General features: G+C 58.2%; 12 protein-coding genes and 2 tRNA genes. 5 read left to right on the plus strand and 9 right to left on the minus strand.

Going from position 1 to position 18,016, the window contains the following annotated elements:
• Positions 1–33: 33 nt before the first annotated feature.
• The gene (locus P0111_10040; GenBank protein ID MDF0644363.1) at positions 34–3,000 is read right to left on the minus strand and encodes a DUF748 domain-containing protein; all 2,967 of its coding nucleotides are present in this window, start codon (positions 2,998–3,000) and stop codon (positions 34–36) included.
• Between the two features lie 312 nt (positions 3,001–3,312).
• Positions 3,313–3,389 (minus strand) — tRNA-Arg (locus P0111_10045).
• Positions 3,390–4,213: 824 nt separating this feature from the next.
• On the opposite strand from P0111_10045, the gene P0111_10050 reads away from it, so the two are divergent.
• Positions 4,214–5,071: a hypothetical protein gene (locus P0111_10050; protein ID MDF0644364.1), complete on the plus strand. Its 858-nt coding sequence runs from the start codon at positions 4,214–4,216 to the stop codon at positions 5,069–5,071.
• 436 nt (positions 5,072–5,507) lie between these two features.
• Here the strand turns inward: P0111_10050 and P0111_10055 are convergent, their stop codons facing one another.
• The 4 genes from P0111_10055 to rph all read right to left on the minus strand — a co-directional run bounded on the left by P0111_10055 (position 5,508) and on the right by rph (position 10,138).
• Positions 5,508–7,265: a S8 family serine peptidase gene (locus tag P0111_10055; protein MDF0644365.1), complete on the minus strand. Its 1,758-nt coding sequence runs from the start codon at positions 7,263–7,265 to the stop codon at positions 5,508–5,510.
• A gap of 1,244 nt (positions 7,266–8,509) precedes the next feature.
• A tRNA-Pro gene (locus P0111_10060) sits at positions 8,510–8,586 on the minus strand.
• Positions 8,587–8,774: 188 nt separating this feature from the next.
• Entirely contained in the window at positions 8,775–9,392 is a 618-nt protein-coding gene (locus P0111_10065) for an XTP/dITP diphosphatase (GenBank protein MDF0644366.1), read from the minus strand.
• Positions 9,393–9,394: 2 nt separating this feature from the next.
• The gene (rph, locus tag P0111_10070; protein MDF0644367.1) at positions 9,395–10,138 is read right to left on the minus strand and encodes a ribonuclease PH; all 744 of its coding nucleotides are present in this window, start codon (positions 10,136–10,138) and stop codon (positions 9,395–9,397) included.
• Between the two features lie 285 nt (positions 10,139–10,423).
• Here rph and P0111_10075 point away from each other — a divergent pair, with 285 nt between their 5' ends.
• Together P0111_10075 and P0111_10080 are read left to right on the plus strand one after the other, a co-directional pair.
• On the plus strand, positions 10,424–11,566 hold the full coding sequence (locus P0111_10075) for a response regulator (GenBank protein ID MDF0644368.1): 1,143 nt from the start codon (positions 10,424–10,426) through the stop codon (positions 11,564–11,566).
• A 146-nt stretch (positions 11,567–11,712) separates the two neighbouring features.
• Entirely contained in the window at positions 11,713–12,222 is a 510-nt protein-coding gene (locus P0111_10080) for a hypothetical protein (protein ID MDF0644369.1), read from the plus strand.
• Between the two features lie 6 nt (positions 12,223–12,228).
• Here the strand turns inward: P0111_10080 and metH are convergent, their stop codons facing one another.
• The gene (gene metH, locus P0111_10085; protein MDF0644370.1) at positions 12,229–15,906 is read right to left on the minus strand and encodes a methionine synthase; all 3,678 of its coding nucleotides are present in this window, start codon (positions 15,904–15,906) and stop codon (positions 12,229–12,231) included.
• A gap of 138 nt (positions 15,907–16,044) precedes the next feature.
• On the opposite strand from metH, the gene P0111_10090 reads away from it, so the two are divergent.
• Both P0111_10090 and P0111_10095 read left to right on the plus strand, forming a co-directional pair.
• Positions 16,045–16,836 (plus strand): hypothetical protein, encoded by a 792-nt coding sequence (locus P0111_10090; protein MDF0644371.1) that lies wholly within the window; start codon positions 16,045–16,047, stop codon positions 16,834–16,836.
• A 103-nt stretch (positions 16,837–16,939) separates the two neighbouring features.
• Complete coding sequence (locus tag P0111_10095) at positions 16,940–17,365, plus strand: hypothetical protein (protein ID MDF0644372.1); 426 nt, start codon at positions 16,940–16,942, stop codon at positions 17,363–17,365.
• Here P0111_10095 and P0111_10100 read toward each other — a convergent pair.
• Both P0111_10100 and P0111_10105 read right to left on the minus strand, forming a co-directional pair.
• A complete protein-coding gene (locus P0111_10100) occupies positions 17,362–17,610 on the minus strand; it encodes a DUF2007 domain-containing protein (GenBank protein ID MDF0644373.1) in 249 nt (82 codons plus the stop codon). The genes P0111_10095 and P0111_10100 overlap by 4 nt on opposite strands.
• A gap of 92 nt (positions 17,611–17,702) precedes the next feature.
• Positions 17,703–17,987, minus strand: a complete 285-nt coding sequence (locus tag P0111_10105; GenBank protein MDF0644374.1) for a hypothetical protein — start codon at positions 17,985–17,987, stop codon at positions 17,703–17,705.
• Positions 17,988–18,016: the final 29 nt, after the last annotated feature.

Consider the following 18,016-nt stretch of genomic DNA (forward strand, 5'->3'; position numbering starts at 1 on the left):
GAGGCGTTCGGTGTGCACGACCTCCTATGCCGCTCACGAAGCCGTGATACCGAGTTTGGTGCGAATGCGTTCATGTTCGGAGGCCGAGATGTCCTCGTTCACCAGGTAGACCCGTTCACCCTTCAACTTTCCGTCTCCGGTCAGCTGGTTCCGGATCTCCTCCGCCCGTTGGTGAGCCAGCGTCCGTAGGTCTTCTTCCTCGAAGGGCATGGCTGCGGCCAGCTCTCGCCTCATCTCCTCTACGCTCGGGGGACTGGGGGGAGCAGCCGCGGTCCGCGCAGGCTCGGCCGCCCCGGTGGAGGCACGGCGTTGCGCATACAGTTCCTTGAGCAGCCGCTGTTCGTCGTTGGCCGGCAACGATTCACCGGCCGCCGACTTGCCGCGCTCCCGGGTCCATCTGGCCAGCAGTTCTGCGGAGAGCTTCTTATATCCGAGAGCCTGCCGATCGCGAACCGGATCGGCGGTGCCGGTGATCTCCAGCCGTAATCCCGGTCTCTCGGCCAGCGCCTTGACCAGGGCGTCGACTTTTTTCAGATCTTCGTCCGAGGCGATCGCCGATCCTGGTGCGAATTCAACGTACTGCAGCTCCTCCCCGCTTCCGCCGCCTGGAATCAATTTCCCTACGAGAGCGAATGGAGACGCCACCATCTTTGCCAGAAGATTGAGCAAGGTAGAAATCACGACCTTCCCGTACTTGAAGTCGGGATCGTTCAGGTCGCCTCGGATAGGCAGATCGATGTCGATGCGGCCGTTGCGATCCTTGAGTAGCGCCACGGCGAACGGGACCGGCAGCGACGTGGCATCAGGACTGTCGGTCTTCTCCCCGAAGGTGAGCTGGTCGATCGCGACCTTGTTCTCGGCCTCCAGCTGCTTCTTGGAGACCTTGTACGCCAGATCCAAGAACAGTTTGCCTTTGCTGATCGGATAGCCCGCGTATTTCCCGCTGTACGGGGCCGCGGTCGTGAGGTCGACGTTCTCGAACTTAATCAGGAGATCCGTGAACGTATTCTCCGTCAATGGATTGATGACACCGGAGATTTTCAGCGGCGCCACCTTGTCCATTCTGCCGGTCAATTCGACGTCCGCTTTGGTCAATTGTTTCGAGGAAAGCCCTTTGATGGTGCCGGTCAGATCATGGATGCCGGTCCGCACGGTCGGCTTGATCGATTCGTCGACGAACGTGGCCGATCCCCTCAGGAGTTTGACCGTCTTGACCGAGACGACAGGGGGCGGTCCTTTCTTCGTGGATGTGGCCGGTGTCGGCGCCGGCGTGGGTTCCGCCGCATCGCTTTGTGGGCGAATGTTGCCGAGGTTGGATTGGCCGTCCGGTTGTATGCTGAAATGAACGGCCGGCTGATCCAAACCTACTTCTTCGATCGCCACCGTCGTCGGATCGACGGTGAGGGCCACTTGTTTCAGTTGCAGCTGCTTCCATGAAACCAGGGAGGGGACTCCATTGCGATCATTGACCGCCAGATTCCGGATGCCGAAATTCCCGTTATACGTCAGCATGGGCGCATTGGGATGCTCCAGGGCCAGGTGCAGATCTCCGCTCATGTCGAGACTCCCCGACTCAATGGCCACGCGGGCGACTCCTTCAAGGTACGGCTCCAGCGGCTTCAGGGGGATCGCGGACACATGCAGGCCGATGTTGGTCTCGAATGGTTTGAGTCCGATGGTCCCGTCGGCATGCACCGACCCGGTGTCGTTGAGTTGAAAACCGAGATCCACGTTGATCGGTTCTTTGAACGGCACATGGAGGTCTTTGACCGTGGTGTTCAGGGCTGCGATCCGATGGTGCGCGGGGGTCGGCGTGCTGCGGTCCTCGAAATCCAGTCCGTAGTTCTTCAGTGCGATCTCCTTCAGCGCGATCAACCATGGGCGTTGCTCGTCCGTCGCAGGAGGCGGGGGCGTGGAAACCGACTCCTTCTGCGGCTCTTCCGCGTGCTCCGACGGCTGCGGCGTAAAGAGCGTCTGAAAGTTCACGGTCCTGTCCTTGTCCATCCAGCCCTTGAACAACGCGTCTTTGGATTCAATCGATGAGATGTCCAGATTCCGCCGTGAGACGTCGACGTTGATGCCGTGGACCAGAAAGGACGGAACCGAAATCACCACCTCATCCTTGCCGGACTCGGTCAGTGCGAGATTCGTCAGGCCGATCTCACCGTCGGCCAACGTGAGGTTGAACGGTTCTACGGTCGTATCAAAGCGGTAACGGGCGCTGATGTTCAAGCGGCCGTCCGGGATATCGAAATTGAATCGATCCTTCACATACAGCCAAAGCACCGGGCCGCGCACGCCCGTCAGGGAGAACTTTCCTGCCGATTCGATCGGATCGAGGGAGACGTATCCTTCCCAGTTGAGCAATTCCTCCTTGCGGACTTCCGCGCTGAACGCATACGTGCTTTCTCCGCCGCGCCGGGTCGTGAAATTCTGGAGTCTGATCTCGATGGGGACGATCGAAACTTCAAAGGGCTGGCGCTTCGATTCGTCACGAAACTCGACGATGCCGCTGTCGATCTGCAACAGCCTGATTTCGATGGGGGGAAGCGGCTTTTTGTCTTCCTGACGTCGGGTGTCGCCGGCGTCCTCGGAGGTCGCCGTCGTACCACCGGAGACCTTGGCCAGCTCAAGGAGATTGAGTTGGCCGGTCGGCAGAATGCGGACCGACACGAAGGGGATGGCGAGTGTAATTTCGTCGAATCGGTACGCCCGCCGCACCAACGAGGATATCTCGAAATTGACATGGAGCCGCTCGAATCCCAGCAGTGCGGTTTGGTCGGCCTCCCGTATTTCGAAGCCGGTGACGGTGATTGACAGCGCGAAGGGGTTGATCTGCACGGCCTGGACAAGAACCGGCCGACCGAGCTGTTCCGCCACGGTCGGAAGGACGTAGGATTTGATCACATAGGGAAGAAGAAAAAATCCCGTCACCGCATAGACGGCCAGCAGGATGACTGCCGAAATCACGAGCGGAATCGGTCGGAAAAACCTGCGCATGAGGTCTCAAGCCCCTGAAAGCTCAATACGAGGAGGAAACTATAGAAGAGGCTGGTTCGCGATGTCCACAGGAGTTTATCCGCCGGCGATGATCAAGAGAGGCTTCGTCTGGTGAGCCGGCGGACCGCGCAAGAACGACTGTCTGGGAACACTGAAGGTGTGTATCCGCGGGCGCAATGGAGATAGGCTGCGCCTGAATAGCCCGCGGCCCACACGAAGAACCAAGCCTGGAAATCACTGAAGGTGTTTATCCGCCGGCGATGATCAAGAGAGGCTTCGCCTGGTGAGCCGGCGGAACGCGCAAGCGAGGTTTGGTGCGCCCGGCTGGAATCGAACCAGCGACCCTCAGCTTAGAAGGCTGATGCTCTATCCGACTGAGCTACGGGCGCGTTCTTCTGTTTCAGTCCAACGAAGGCGCACGCATCATTTGCGCCTGAGCTATGAGGAATAGTTGTGAACCTCTTGGACGGCTTGCGTCAAGTCCGGACTTGATCTTCCATGTCGACGGTCCCGCTCACCTATGACCCAGTCAGGCCAAGTCTGAATGATGCCAGTCCCGATGAGCGGCAGGCGCAGATCTCACGAAAGGGATTCGTTACGAACTCCTTTGAATGAGCGTTCCCTCTTTGAAGAGTCCGTGGTGGAAAGGCCGGGTCAGATTGTGATACACCGGAACGGCCTCATCAGTAGCGCACGATCGTGGGTTCCACTCTTCGAACCGATCCCCCTCATTCGGGGGGTAGGACGATCTAGGAAAACTGCGTATCCTGGGTTTTAGGTTATGAGACTGCTCGTTCTGTTCGTTACGTTGTTCTTGGTTGCGTGCTCCAGTGGGGGGGACAAGTCTCAACCTCAAAGCACTACGGTGGTGGAACCGCAGGCCCCGACGCAGCCAGGTGTTCCTCCTCCGGGGAACCCCAACCCCAACGCGCCTACAACCCCACCGGCTACGCCTCCGGTCATTCCTCCGGCCGGGGCTCGGACACCGCTTCCCCCGTGGCTGTCGTACTGTGATGATGCGGGATGTCGCAATCAAACTCCGGTCGTCCTCTCCACCTGCGGTGGAACGTGTCGAGCGACGACGATCATCCCGTCGATCGATGGCATCCGAATCAGCGGCCTTGCGTTCCCCGTCCTCGGGGCATCACCAGAATTGATCAGCGGGTCGGCGGATGTCGTTGCCACGGTGTACCCGCAAGGCCCCAGTGCGTTTGTGACCGTACCCTATGCACCCTCTATCGTGCTGTCCACCGAGACCGATGTCATGGTGACCTGGTATGAACTGCCCCCTGTCTGGGGCGGCATCACTCCAGTGGACTTTGTGACCGACCAACGGACCGATCCCATGACCGGCTTGCGGACAGTGTTTTATCGGCAGGCCTCCTTCCAAGCGGGAAACGCCGGAATGGAAATTTTCACGAACGCTCTCGCGATTCAATCCGCCGAACGGAGGCTGACAAGGGTCGGCTCAGATCCGATCACCGCGCTGGTCATGCCGACAGAGTTGGCCACCTCGCAGCATGGCGAGGGGAATTTCAGCTACAGCAATGGGGTAATTACGGCGAATTATGCGCATCCTTTGTATTTCAACTCGTTCGGAGGGCTGGTCCAGACTGTCACTCCGCGAATCGCGCATGAGATCGCGCATCAACTCTTCAACGAAATCTCAGGGTTCTTCGCCGGAGACCATTCCTGTTTCAACGAAGGCCAGGCCGACGCACTGGCCTACAGTTCCGGCTTCCTGCCGCTGGATCAATTCGGCCCGAGAGGCCTTCGAGGCATCGACTACACCAAGGGATGCGATCAACTCAGCGAAAGTCATGACATCGGCAACTGCTATTTCTGGCCGCTATTCGAGCGAGGACTCCTGACCCCGCAATTTTGGGAGCGGCTCTATCATCCCACACGCTCCTACAATTTCGAGAGCTGTACTCCAGCGAACCGGAGGACGGGCAACAGCCTGTTCGTCATGTTCACGGACGCGACCGGCGGGGTTGATCTACGGGGTGCGTTCGACGCCTATCATGTGCCGCATGCCGCAACCTATGCCGATGCGTTGGCGGAACTCTGACGCAGCCGTTCACGGCAGTGACGCAGGGTTGAAATACTCATATCCAAAGTAGAAAGCAGGGAGGATGGGACGGAAGTTGCCCGGTTATGCCTGAGCCGGTGTGAGATCCTTCTGCCCGACGCAGCGCATCTTGGATCACGCCGCAGAACGGCAACTCTTCAGTAATAGGCTGCTAGAGCGCACCAGAGAGAAAACCCCGAGGACCAGACGCCAGACCAAGAAAGCGGGCTCACTGGCGTGAAGAAAGCCCACGCAAGCCAAAAGGTCGGTCCCGCAGTCATGGCAATCAGAAACAGAGGATTGCGATAGAGAGGGGGCAGCAACCTACACCGACAAATTCCACAATGCCTATTGGCGAATCAGATAAGGGCAAGACACACCCTCTCGCTAAGTTCCACAAAGTGTGCACGGCGTCACGACTTTCCAAGAAGTCGGTCTACTTCTTGGTCTGAGGTCTTAGACGTCGTACCCAAAAAGCGAGGCTGAGCATCAACAGCGCCGGCAGAACTACATCGGTGCTTGAGGAGTTCAGTGTGCAGCCGCCGCCACCAGGATTGGAAGGAGCGGGAACAGGACTAGTGGTAACTGTGTTACTAAAAGTGGCCGTGACGGTGGCGTCAGCATTCACTGAACAGATACCCATGCTGCTGCACCCACCACCGGTCCAGCCGGCAAAGGTCGAGCCGTCTGTCGCTACTGCGGTGAGAGTGACACTCGTCCCTTCATTAAATTGAGTTGAGCAAGTGGCGCCACAATTAATGGCAACCGGGTTGGACCTCACCGTCCCGCTGCCCGAGCCTGCCTTGTTGATAGTCAGGGTGAACGGCTTCGTAAAAGTGGCCGTAACTGTGGCTTCAGCATTCACCGAACAGACGCCCGTACCGCTGCACCCACCGCCGGTCCAGCCGGCAAAGGTCGAGCCGTCTGTCGCTACTGCGGTGAGAGTGACACTCGTCCCTTCATTAAATTGAGTTGAGCAAGTGGTGCCACAATTAATGGCAACCGGGTTGGACCTCACCGTCCCGCTGCCCGAGCCTGCCTTGTTGATAGTCAGGGTGAACAAATTCGGAAACGTCCGCATGAGTTCCGCAATCGCCTCCTTCAAGTTCGGACGAGGCCCGATATTTTCAGACGTATTCCCCAATTGAGGACTCCCCGTCTGCACCAACAATGTGCGCAATTGTAGGGGAGTGAGAGGTACCCGTAATCGGCTAAACGCGATACCTTGGAGGTTGGTAGCGGCGCCGGCTACAATCGGCGAGGCACTCGACGTACCGCTAAAAGTTTGTGTATACCAAAAGTCAGGATTGTTAGAAGCGTCAGAATTCTTATGCGAAAGGCCGTATCCTGTAGTTGAGACCCCAAAGCCCCACCCCTGCAGATCGATCCGACTTCCGTAACTAGAAAACACTGTGCGTTGGCGATCGGCGCCACTGCTCGGGTGATTTCCTGCACCCACAATGATTGCTCCAGAATCTTGGACGGTCCGATTGAAAAAGTCGCCGCAGCTAGGCTGATCCAAGTTCACATTTCCATTGCCGGCTGCCTCAATGACGACATATCCCTCCGCGACCGCGGTTTGAATTGCGTCGAAGACATCGGAAATCCATTCTACCGGTCCCCAGTCAAATTCACCCAAACCACAGACGGCGGCTTGTTGTTCCAACAGGATGATATCGCCGGGCGAACCATCTGCTACTGCGAGAAGAATGGCATTAGCTGGGTTGTAGCCTTTGTTAATGGTCTGGGCTGGAGCAAGACCAATATTGGCACCCCAAGAAATCCCTGTCATGCCCTTAGCATCTTTGTCGGCAATCATTTCACCCAGGACGGCGGTGCCATGATTGTCATCGTGAAAAGGATCGAAAAGTAGATCGCCAGGATTTACCAGCAACGGAAGTCCATGGGCCTTGCTGAGGTCTTCGTGTGTTTGGTGCCAACTGTACTCAATATCGTAGATCGTGACACCGTTACCGTTGCCTCCTGGAATCCCGAAAGAAAAGCGGGCCTCGATGCCGCCGGGGGCAACATCGAGGTAACCTTGATTCCCGGAAAAGTCAGGCGTGATTGCGGAAAGTGGTTGTGGGAGTGGGGCAGGCTCTGCTATCTCCACACTCGGCAAATCCCGTAACTCTTTAAGAAAGGCGACTGCGTCAGTCCCCTGTTGTAGGGTAAACTCAAACCACAGATTCAAGTCGGGCAAGGTCCTTCCTGAACGAGTCCTACCCTTGCTCCGGAGTTCGTCCAGCTTCGACCTTGGCAGAGTGAAAAGCTTAGAGTAAGCAGCGACTGCGCGCCTCAGGTCGGAAGGGAGCAACTCAAGCGGCATATCCACATTGGTGCCCTCTTTAAACTTGACCCTGATGATCGCTGATGAATATCCAGGTGGAATAGCCGAGCTTGCTCTTGCCTTTGCGCCGGGGTTAGACGACCCAGTTGGAGAGTCGATTCCGCAGTCGACGGTCACCATCAAGAGCACAATACTAATGGCAGAATGGACGAGTCTGATCGTGTCTCTTCTCCTCATGCGCACCTCTTGAGTGTCTGAAACGCCTACAGTGGTGCGGTAGCAACTGCCACTACTGAGAGATAGGCTCTGTTTCTATTATCGAGACAAGGCAACCAAATCAGCGCACCAAGACTGGTGGTACGCTACGCACAGACCTGATGAGGCACAATCCCTCGAATGGGGGGGCGCGATGGGAGATGGTAGAAATACGTGTAATTTTCGGAATGAGGATTCGCAAGACAAGCTTACGCTCCTAAGGGATGCCGATCACTACCGTCGGGAAATTGCCCTTAACAGTGTGTTGACAAACCATGTGATGACCTCGGAAATGGCGTCGTGTCTGAGATTACGGGTGCCACCAGCGTGCCCCGCAGGCTGTTCAGAAAGGCCGTCCAGCAAGGCCGCAGCGAGCGAAGAGGCGAATCGTACTCTGTGCCGTACGTTGAGCCTCTAAGCGACGCGAGAACGCCGCTGGCGGACTTTGTCAACAGCCTGTTAATGATTCCAACGATGAGCGCCGAGGCTACACCAGGCGGGGGCAAAGAAAGCAATTCATAGGTGTTTATGATTGAGGCTTTTGCTGCCTATCAATAATATCGACACTAAGCACGCGGCACGAGCGAGCAAGCTGACTACAATACAGCACTAAAGGTGTCGATCCCGTCGCCACAAAATCTAGGCTCGGGGTTGAGCAAGCAGTTTTGCATCGCCATCAACACCGAAGGCATTTATCCGCGCGCGTCAAAACGATACAGCGATAATAAGCGCGCGGCACGAGCGAGCTTGGTTTGGTCGGGGCGAGAGGATTTGGCCTTCGGCCCGGCGTCTTCGCTGACGGTCGCACATCAAGCATAGATACTGGTGGCGTCTATCCGTGCGCATCGATAACAAAAACCGATAATGAGCGCACGGCACGAGCGAGCTTGGTTTGGTCGGGGCGAGAGGATTTGAACCTCCGACATCCTGCTCCCAAAGCAGGCGCGCTACCAGGCTGCGCTACGCCCCGACTGCTTGGGACGCTGAAAAACGTCCCTGGCTTCGTTCTCAGTCATTCGCCCGTCTCAACGTACGGAAATGAGTACGCCTCGGCGTTCTCGCTCCTTGCGGCCTTGCCAGAAACGTATTTGAGCGCCCCAGTCATGCTGAATATTCAATCAAGAAAGTGAACCAATTCAATCAATAATTCAACATTCATCATTCAACACTCACCATTCGTTTCGCCAACACCTCACGAATCTTCGCAAAGGCTTTAGCTCGATGACTAATACGATTCTTCTGTTCCGCAGAAAGCTCAGCCAGCGTCTTGCCGAGTTCCGGCACGTGAAATACCGGATCATAGCCGAACCCGCCGGTCCCGGCCGGCTCCTCTGCGATGAGCCCCTCCAGGGTACCCTGCGCCACCTCTATGTCGCCGCCCGGCAGAGCCAAGGCCGCAACCGTGAGAAAACGCGCTTGCCGCCGGTTCCTCGGAATCCCCGCAAGTTCTTTCAATAACTTGCGCCAATTGTTCTCGTAAGACACGTGCTCGCCCGCATACCGAGCTGCGAAAACTCCAGGCCGCCCGCTCAGCGCATCGACTTCCAATCCCGTATCGTCGGCCACGGCGGGAAGTCCGGTGACGTCTGCGATGGTTCTGGCCTTTTTCACCGCGTTTGCCTCACAGGTGTCGCCGTCTTCCGTTACCTCAGGCGCGTCGGGAAACTCGGCCAACGTCCGGACGCGGATCCCGAGGTTGCTCAAGAGGGCGGTGAGTTCCTCCCCTTTGTGGCGGTTCCGAGTGGCAAGGACCAACTCGGTGATCATGCTGGACATGGTCAATCCAGAGCCCCAACGAGCTCCTTCTGCAGATTCGTGAGCGTCTGAATCGCCGACCATCCCTGAGCCAGAAATCCATCCATGTCTTGCTTGGCGAAGGGCGTCCGCTCCGCCGTGCCCTGAATTTCAACGAACTGGCCCTTGGAGGTCATGACAAGATTCATATCGACCTCCGCGACCGAATCCTCGACGTAAGCGAGATCGACGAGAATCTCCCCTCCGACCTTTCCCACGCTGACGGCGGCCAGATAATCGGTCAAGGGGCGCTTCTTGATCAAACCCTTCGTCTTCAGCGTGGTGAACGCATCGGCCAAGGCGATGAAGGCTCCGGTAATGGACGCGGTTCTTGTCCCGCCGTCCGCCTGGATGACATCGCAGTCGATCCAGATCGACCGTTCGCCCATTTGATCCAGGCCGGTAACGGCGCGCAGGGCACGTCCCACGAGACGCTGGATCTCCAAAGTTCGACCGCCTTGTTTGCCTTTGACGGCCTCGCGAGGCGACCGTTCGTGCGTGGAGCGTGGGAGCATGCTGTATTCTGCCGTCACCCATCCCGTTCCCCTTCCCTTGAGAAAAGGGGGGACCTTTTCCTCGACTGATGCGGTGCAGACGACTTTCGTGTCGCCCATTTCGATCAAGACGGACCCCTCGGCATGCTTGATGAAGTTTCGGGTGATTTTAATCGGACGAAGCTGGTCTTTTCTGCGTCCATCGGCGCGTAGAACTCCTCCGGAACCGTTCATGGCAATGAGTTTCTCCTGTGGTGTACGATTGAGCGCATTATAGTGAAGCACCGTCCAAAGCGCAATGAAACGCCGCGCGGATGAACGTCATGCGCGCGACAGGTCAGGCTTGCTGCGCATCGCTGCTGTACAAGAATGGGAGGCGCTTCGATGCGTAAAACACAAAAAGAGTGGCACAAAAGGTGCGCGCGTCTTAGAGTTTCCGAGCAACATGAAAATACCGCGATACCCATGTGAAACCGCCTCGATGCGGGTTGCGGACGGCCCGCGGCGCCCACACAAGTTATGACGTTCCTGCAGGATGCAGCAAACCGACAGTCCACCCTCGACCTGAAGCGCGTGCTGGTCGTCGACGATGAAGAGCCGATCAGGCGTCTCTTAGGCTACATGCTGCAATCACACGGATACGAAACGGTTCTCGCTGCCGATGCGAAGGAGGCCCGTCAACGTCTGGAGGAGCATCCGTTCGCGCTGGTGCTCTGCGACGTGAACATGCCGGGCGAATCAGGCATGGATCTCGTCAGGAGTATTCTGGCCGACTATCCCTACACCGCGGCGATCATGGTCACCGGTCTCGACAGCGCCGTGCTTGCCAATGCAGCGCTGGACATGGGCGCATTCGGCTACGTCGTCAAGCCGTTTGAGTCCAATGAAGTGCTGATCAATGTCACAAACGCACTTCGCCGGCGTCGGCTGGAGATCGAGAACAAGCTCCACCAGGATAATCTCGAGGACATCGTCAGAACCAGGACGATGGCACTTCAACAGGCGCTGGAATGGCTTGAGCGGAGCGAAAAGGAACTCAGGCTTTCGAGGGAGGAAACGATCCAGCGGCTGGCCATCGCGGCGGAATACCGAGACGGGTCGACAGCGCAGCACATTCACAGAATGAGCCGGTACTCCGAGCTGCTGGCCCGACGCTACGGACTTCCCAATGAGCGGTGCGAGCTCATCCGGACGGCCAGCCCCATGCACGATATCGGGAAGATCGGCACTCCGGACCATGTTCTCCTGAAACCGGGGAAATTCACGCAGGATGAGTTGTACGTCATGGCCCAGCACGCCGAAATCGGATACCGGATTCTTGCCGGCTCAGAGGCCGAGATCCTCAATGTGGCCGCGACCATCGCCCTGACGCATCATGAACGCTGGGACGGCACCGGCTATCCGCGAGGGCTGAAGGGAGAAGAGATTCCCATCGAGGGCCGCATCGTCGCCATCGCGGACGCATTCGACGCTCTCACGACGGCGCGCGTCTACAAACCGGCGTTCGAATTCGACCATGCGGTGGAACTCATGGTCAAGAAGCGCGGGCTGCATTTCGATCCAGAACTCCTCGACGTGTTTCTGGCTTCCCTCGGCGACATCAGGCGCATCTACGAGCAATACGCCGACAAGGCGCCGCTCGGTTCCATCCGCGAGTCCTGACCGCGCCGCGTCGTTTCGCCAATTCGTTGACCGTATTTTCCCTCATCGATATACTCCAGTTCATCGCGCTCAAAACGCTCTTTCCCGCATCGCCGAGTTCGCGTGCATTCCGATGGTTCCGGTCAATCTGGAAAGGATCAGTCTCCATGCCCAAAAAGTCTGCGCCGACGAAAAAACCGGGAATCACCAGAAACTGGATTGCGTACCTCTGTGAGGCGCTCGTCACGTCCGGCTCCCTGCCGACCTGGGAAGCCGCCACATACCTCACCGAGCATCTCTTCGGCGAAAAACCGAATCCACGTCTCCTGGGCACGAGCAACGCCTTCGAAATGACCGTGCTATTCCTGCGTCGCATGTATCACCCTGTGGTTGAAGCCGCTTCGCGCGACGTGACGCTTCCCCACGGTGGACAGCTGCATGTGTTCACGGACGTCAGTCTGACCGGCAAGTCCGCCGTGCTGGTCGTGTATTTCCCGGCCGACCATCAGTCTCATCAGCTGCTGATGGTCGATGCGGTCAAGGCCTGGGATCTCGTATTCGCCGATTCGGAGGAGTTCAACCGGTGGGCTGAGGAGCGCTACCGGATGGTGAAGGTCGCTTTGACCTCCGCTGCGGGAAAGCCGCTCCCGCATTCCCTGCTGGCGGAAGTCTCCTGACCGATTCTAGACTGGTTCGTAGTTCAGGTTGGGTGCCAGCCAGCGTTCTACCACGGCAAGTGACATCCCCTTCCGGCCGGCATAATCCTCGACTTGATCTTTCCCCACCTTCCCGACCGCGAAATATTTCGCCTGCGGATGCGCGAAGTACAAGCCGCTGACCGATGCGGCCGGCAACATCGCAAAACTTTCCGTCAGGCGGATGCCCGTATGGCGTTCAACGTCCAGCAGCTTGAACAGCGCCTCCTTTTCCGTGTGGTCCGGACAGGCAGGATATCCGGGGGCCGGGCGGATTCCTCGATAGTGTTCTTTAATGAGTTCCTCGTTTGTCAGCCGCTCCCCCAGCCCATAGCCCCACTCTCCCCGTACGCGTTGATGGAGATATTCGGCAAAGGCTTCGGCCAGCCGGTCCGCCAGCGCTTTGGCCATGATGGAGTTGTAGTCGTCGTGGTCGCTTTCGAACCGGCGACAGAGCTCGTCGGTGCCGATACCAGCCGTGACCGCAAAGGCGCCGATAAAATCCGCCTTGCCGGAGATCTGAGGCGCGACAAAATCGGCCAGAGCCAGATTGGCCTGACTCGGCGGTTTCTCCGACTGCTGGCGTAAGGTGTGGAATGTCGTCAATGTCTGCGCGCGGGACCGATCGGTAAAGAGCGCGATGTCATCGCCCACCGACGCGGCGGCGAAGAAGCCGTAGACGCCGTTGGCCGTCAATAACCGGCGCCGAATGATTTCTTCCAGCAGCCTTCCAGCATCCTCGTAGAGTTCTTTGGCCTTGCTGCCCACGGTAGGGTCGTCGAAGATCGCCGGAAATCGGCCCCTGAGCTCCCACGTATGGAAAAAGGGCGTCCAATCGATGTAGGGGACCAGTTCCCCGAGGGCCAGTTCCCTGAGTTCTCTGGTGCCGAGAAAGGATGGTTCCGGCACATCGATGGATGTCCAGTCCGAGTCCAGCCGGTTTTTCCGTGCGGCATCCAGGGAGACCAGCGGCCTAGCTCCTCGATCCTGATGGGCTTGACGGACTCGCTCGTAGTCGTCCCGGACCTGTTGGACGAACGTGGGACGCTGGGTTCCCATGAGATTGCCCATCACTCCCACGGCTCTGGAGGCGTCCAGCACGTGCACGACCGATGGGGCATAGGAAGGGGCGATCTTGACCGCCGTGTGGGCCTTGCTCGTCGTGGCTCCTCCGATGAGCAACGGCAGGTCAAAACCCTCGCGGGTCATTTCCTTGGCGACGTGAACCATCTCGTCGAGAGACGGCGTGATCAAGCCGCTCAATCCGATGACATCGACCTTGCGATCCTTGGCCGTGGCCAGAATCTTTTCGCAGGGTACCATCACCCCGAGATCGATGACCTCGTAGTTGTTGCATCCGAGGACGACCCCGACGATATTTTTGCCGATATCGTGCACGTCTCCCTTGACGGTGGCGAGCAGAACTTTGCCCTGCGATCGATAGTCGCCCAGCCGTTTCTTCTCCTCCTCCATGAAGGGCATCAAGTACGCGACCGCCTTTTTCATCACGCGGGCGCTTTTCACGACCTGTGGAAGGAACATCTTGCCCGATCCGAACAGGTCCCCCACGACGTTCATTCCGGCCATCAAGGGCCCTTCGATCACGGACAACGGCTTGGCGTATTTCCGTCTCGCCTCCTCCGTGTCCTGCTCAATGTAGTCCGTGATGCCCTTCACGAGCGCGTGGGAAAGCCGCTCCTCCACTGTGCCCTTGCGCCAAGCGTCGTCCTGAACGAGGGTCTTGCCTTTCTGTTTGACCGTCTCGGCAAAGCTCACCAGCCGTTCGGTGGCGTCGGGCCGGCGGTTCAGCAGCACGTCCTCCACCAGTTCGAGCAAGTCCTTGGGGATTTCTTCATACACGGCGAGCTGGCCGGCATTGACGATGCCCATATCGAGTCCGGCCTTGACGGCGTGATAGAGAAAGGCCGCGTGCATGGCCTCCCGCACGACGTTGTTCCCGCGAAACGAAAACGAGATGTTGCTGATGCCTCCGCTGACTTTCGCTTCCGGGAGGTGTTGCTTGATCCAGCGCGTCGCCTCGATGAAGTTGACGGCATAGTTGTTGTGTTCGTCGATCCCCGTCGCGACGGTCAGGATATTGGGATCGAAGATGATATCCTGAGGAGGGAAACCGACCCGCTCGGTCAGAATCTTATAGGAGCGCGCGCAGATTTCCTGTTTGCGCTCGAGCGTGTCGGCCTGACCCCGTTCGTCGAACGCCATGACCACGACGGCGGCCCCGTATCGGCGAACCAACGTCCCCTGGTCCACGAACTTCTGCTCGCCCTCCTTCAGACTGATGCTGTTGACCACCGCCTTGCCCTGGATATTCCGCAAGCCTGTCTCGAGCACCTCCCATTTGGAGCTGTCGACCATGATCGGGACGCGCGCGATGTCGGGCTCGGAAGCGATCAGTCGAAGAAATTTCTCCATGGCGGCGACGGAATCGAGCATGCCCTCGTCCATGTTGATGTCGATGATCTGGGCGCCGCCGTCCACTTGCTGGCGCGCCACGGACAAGGCCGCCTCGTAGTCGCCTGCGAGAATCAGTCTGGCGAACGCCGGCGAGCCGGTGACGTTCGTGCGCTCGCCGACATTCGTAAAATTGGAATCGGGACGGAGCGTCAGCGCTTCGAGTCCGCTCAGCCTGGTATAGGGCTGCACATCCGGAATTCTTCTGGGCGCAATGCCGCGAGTCGCTTCCGCAATGAGCTTAATGTGAGCCGGCGTCGTTCCGCAGCAGCCGCCGACGATGTTCAGCCAGCCGTTCTTGGCCCAGTCGCGCAATTGCGGCGCCAAGGTTTCGGGCGTCTCAGGAAAACCGGTGGGGAGCAGCGGATTGGGCAAGCCTGCGTTCGGATGCGCGCTGACATACACCGGAGCGATCTGCGACAGCTCTTCGATGAGCGGCCGCATTTCCTTGGGTCCGAGGGCGCAATTGATGCCGACGCTCAGCAAGGGGACATGCGAGATGGAGTTCCAGAAGGCCTCCACGGTTTGGCCGGTTACGCCGCGATTGCTGCCGGCTTGAATAAACGTAACGGACGCCATGATCGGCACGCGTCGTCCCTCCGAGGAGAACACCTGCTGGATGGCAAAGAAGGCCGCTTTGGCGTTGAGTGTGTCAAAGATGGTCTCGACGAGCAGGAGATCCGTTCCCCCGTCCAGGAGACCGCGAACCTGTTCGCCGTAGGCGCGAACGAGTTCCTGGTAGGTCGTGCCGCGCGCGGCGGGATTGTTGACATCCGTGGAGATGGACGACGTCTTGGTGGTCGGCCCGATCGCGCCGGCGACGAAACACCGCCGTTTCGGATCGGCCGATTGGACGGTTTCCACGGCGCGTTTGGCGCAGACGGCCCCGGCCCGCGAGAGCTCGTACCCCAAGGTGTCCATATGGTAATCGGACAGCGAAACTGCCTGGGAGTTGAACGTGTTGGTTTCGATGATGTCCGCTCCGGCCTCGAGATACTGCCGATGAATGTCTTCGACCAAGGCCGGTTGCGTCAGATTCAGCAGATCATTGTGGCCCTTCAGGTCTTTTTCCCAATCTTTGAAGCGTTCGCCGCGAAACGCGGCCTCGTCCAGCTTGCGTTGCTGGATCATGGTGCCCATCGCCCCGTCGAGAATGAGGATGCGCTCGCGAAGAAGCGTTTCGATGTCGCTCATCTGTATCTGCCCTCTGTCATAAGAAACGAGGAGGATGGCGCCATCATAATACTGAGAACCTGGGAAACCGGCAACCAAAACACGAGCTTGACTTCATCAGGTGCCGCCGATACGATGACTGAAAGCCGGAGATGAACCTTGCTCCAGCATCGGCCTCACCCCTGCCTACCGTATCTTCTGCTCTTGTTTGCACTGGTCCTGGGTGTGTGTGCACCGGCACGCGCGTCGGCAACGGCCTATTTCGAAGACGGATTTCTCGGTCTGACCCAAGCGGAATTGCACGAAAAACTCGGTATGCCGCAGGCGGTGCGAGACCGAAAATCGGCCTTGCGAGTCTTCACCTATTACGCCATTTCGGATTGGGAGAAGTATTTCCGCAAGCTGGTCGCTCCGGAAAACGGGGAAGATGTCTACATTTTTAAGCGGGACGGGGTCGAAGTGCGGTATTCCTTCAGTTACGCGGTCGACCCCAACGATCAGAGTGAGAATCGCACCCTGTACGTGAGGCTGGTCGACATCGAGTTCACCCCGTCCGTTTCCATTGCCCAGTTGCCGGCTCTGGTTCCGGAGTTTCATCCCTCTGATGATCCGTCCGCGCCGTCCTTTCGTTCGAACATCTGGCTGTTGTTGTTCAAGGGAGTTCCTTCGCCTCAGGCGCGGTTCATCGTCAAGGAGGCGGCTAAGGACCAGCTGGAGTGGACCCTCGCCTACCAGTTGTTTTCACTCCAAGGATTGCCGGACCCGCTGACCACCAAATCGATGGTGGATCGGTTGGAGATCGGCACGCAAAGCATCGAGCTCGTGAAGCGGAGGCAACGCCATACTCATGAGCCGATCATGAACCCCTATTCCAAGGAATTCTTTCAGCAGCCGGTCCCGCCGCGACAGACTCAGGTCAAGAAGATCCCGGTTCCCCAGTACGCCGACTGACGCGAAAATCTGCGCGCCGCGTACCTTGACGCCTTCCGCGGGTGATTGCTAGGATTCCCGCGCGCGTTTTACGCGCTGCCGAGCATCTTGTGACTGAAGACACATGTCGTCCGCGGATATCAATGTTTCCGAACCGGTTTCCTTCATCCGACAGCGCCCGGTGCGCATCACCATCTATGCCGGCCTCATCCTGTTCGTCGTGCTGATGGTCGTTTGGCCGCTCATCGTCCAGATGAGAGATCCGGACTTTCAGAGGCATATCGCCGAGCACCGCGTCATGGTCGGGATGTCGAAGGAGCAAGTCCTGCAAGCCTGGGGCGGACCACAGACGATCAACACGACCTTTACCAAGGATGGAATCCGGCAGGAAGAATGGATCTTCGAGGACTGGGAAAGCACGGCGATCGTGAAGCACCGCTATCTCTACTTCGAAGAAGGCACGTTGATCGGCGGCTGGTTCCAAGGATCGGGCGAGCGTCTTCCCTCGCAGGCGCCCTCGAATCCTCATACGCCCAAACCGTCGGGTTAACCGTTGTCCGGCGTCGTCTGAGGCACCTCGCGAAGCTCCGATCTGAGGCGACTCAGCAAATGCTCCGCACGGGGGACATCCCGTTCGTCGACGAACACCTGGGATGTCAGCGCGGGGATGCCCGGGTACAGACTGCTCACGTTCGCATGGCGGAGTACATACTCGATACCGCTTCCGTCTAACAAACTCTGCAGCATCACCAACTCGCCGGGCGTGAATGGTTCCGCGATCCGCACGAGGTTCATTCGTCGATCTCCGCCGGGCCCGCCGCCCACGGTAAGACTTCTCCGATTCGTTGCTTTTTCAATCGCCTCACCGTAGACTCAGCTCAATCCGGCTAAGGAGTTTCCGTAATCTGGACGCGGCGCGTTTTGCCGGGTCCGCCTGAAACGGTCAGGACCCGTTTCCACTCGCGCACTTGATAGACGGCCCACGCCGGCGATTGACCCTTGAAATAGGCTTCCGGGTCCTCCCCGCTTGCGTTGAAGTAAATCGGCTCCGTAAAACCTTCGTCCAAGACGTAATCCAGGAGACAGTCGGTGACGAATCCGGTTCCCCGAAGCGACACGTCGGCAAGCAACGAGAGAATTTCCTCGGGATTTTGAACGGTGACCGGCTGCATCTCGCTCCTACTCCGTGGCGAATTGTAAT

Source organism: Nitrospira sp. (genome assembly GCA_029194535.1).
GTDB lineage: Bacteria > Nitrospirota > Nitrospiria > Nitrospirales > Nitrospiraceae > Nitrospira_C.

What these genes read in the sequence shown, in the direction of transcription:
- P0111_10080 (MDF0644369.1), top strand. Translation starts at nt 11,713, where the DNA reads ATGCCCAAAAAGTCTGCGCCGACGAAAAAACCGGGAATCACCAGAAAC.
- P0111_10100 (MDF0644373.1), bottom strand. Translation starts at nt 17,610, where the DNA reads ATGAACCTCGTGCGGATCGCGGAACCATTCACGCCCGGCGAGTTGGTG.
- P0111_10040 (MDF0644363.1), bottom strand. Translation starts at nt 3,000, where the DNA reads ATGCGCAGGTTTTTCCGACCGATTCCGCTCGTGATTTCGGCAGTCATC.
- metH (MDF0644370.1), bottom strand. Translation starts at nt 15,906, where the DNA reads ATGAGCGACATCGAAACGCTTCTTCGCGAGCGCATCCTCATTCTCGAC.
- P0111_10075 (MDF0644368.1), top strand. Translation starts at nt 10,424, where the DNA reads ATGACGTTCCTGCAGGATGCAGCAAACCGACAGTCCACCCTCGACCTG.
- P0111_10105 (MDF0644374.1), bottom strand. Translation starts at nt 17,987, where the DNA reads ATGCAGCCGGTCACCGTTCAAAATCCCGAGGAAATTCTCTCGTTGCTT.
- rph (MDF0644367.1), bottom strand. Translation starts at nt 10,138, where the DNA reads ATGAACGGTTCCGGAGGAGTTCTACGCGCCGATGGACGCAGAAAAGAC.
- P0111_10065 (MDF0644366.1), bottom strand. Translation starts at nt 9,392, where the DNA reads ATGTCCAGCATGATCACCGAGTTGGTCCTTGCCACTCGGAACCGCCAC.
- P0111_10095 (MDF0644372.1), top strand. Translation starts at nt 16,940, where the DNA reads ATGTCGTCCGCGGATATCAATGTTTCCGAACCGGTTTCCTTCATCCGA.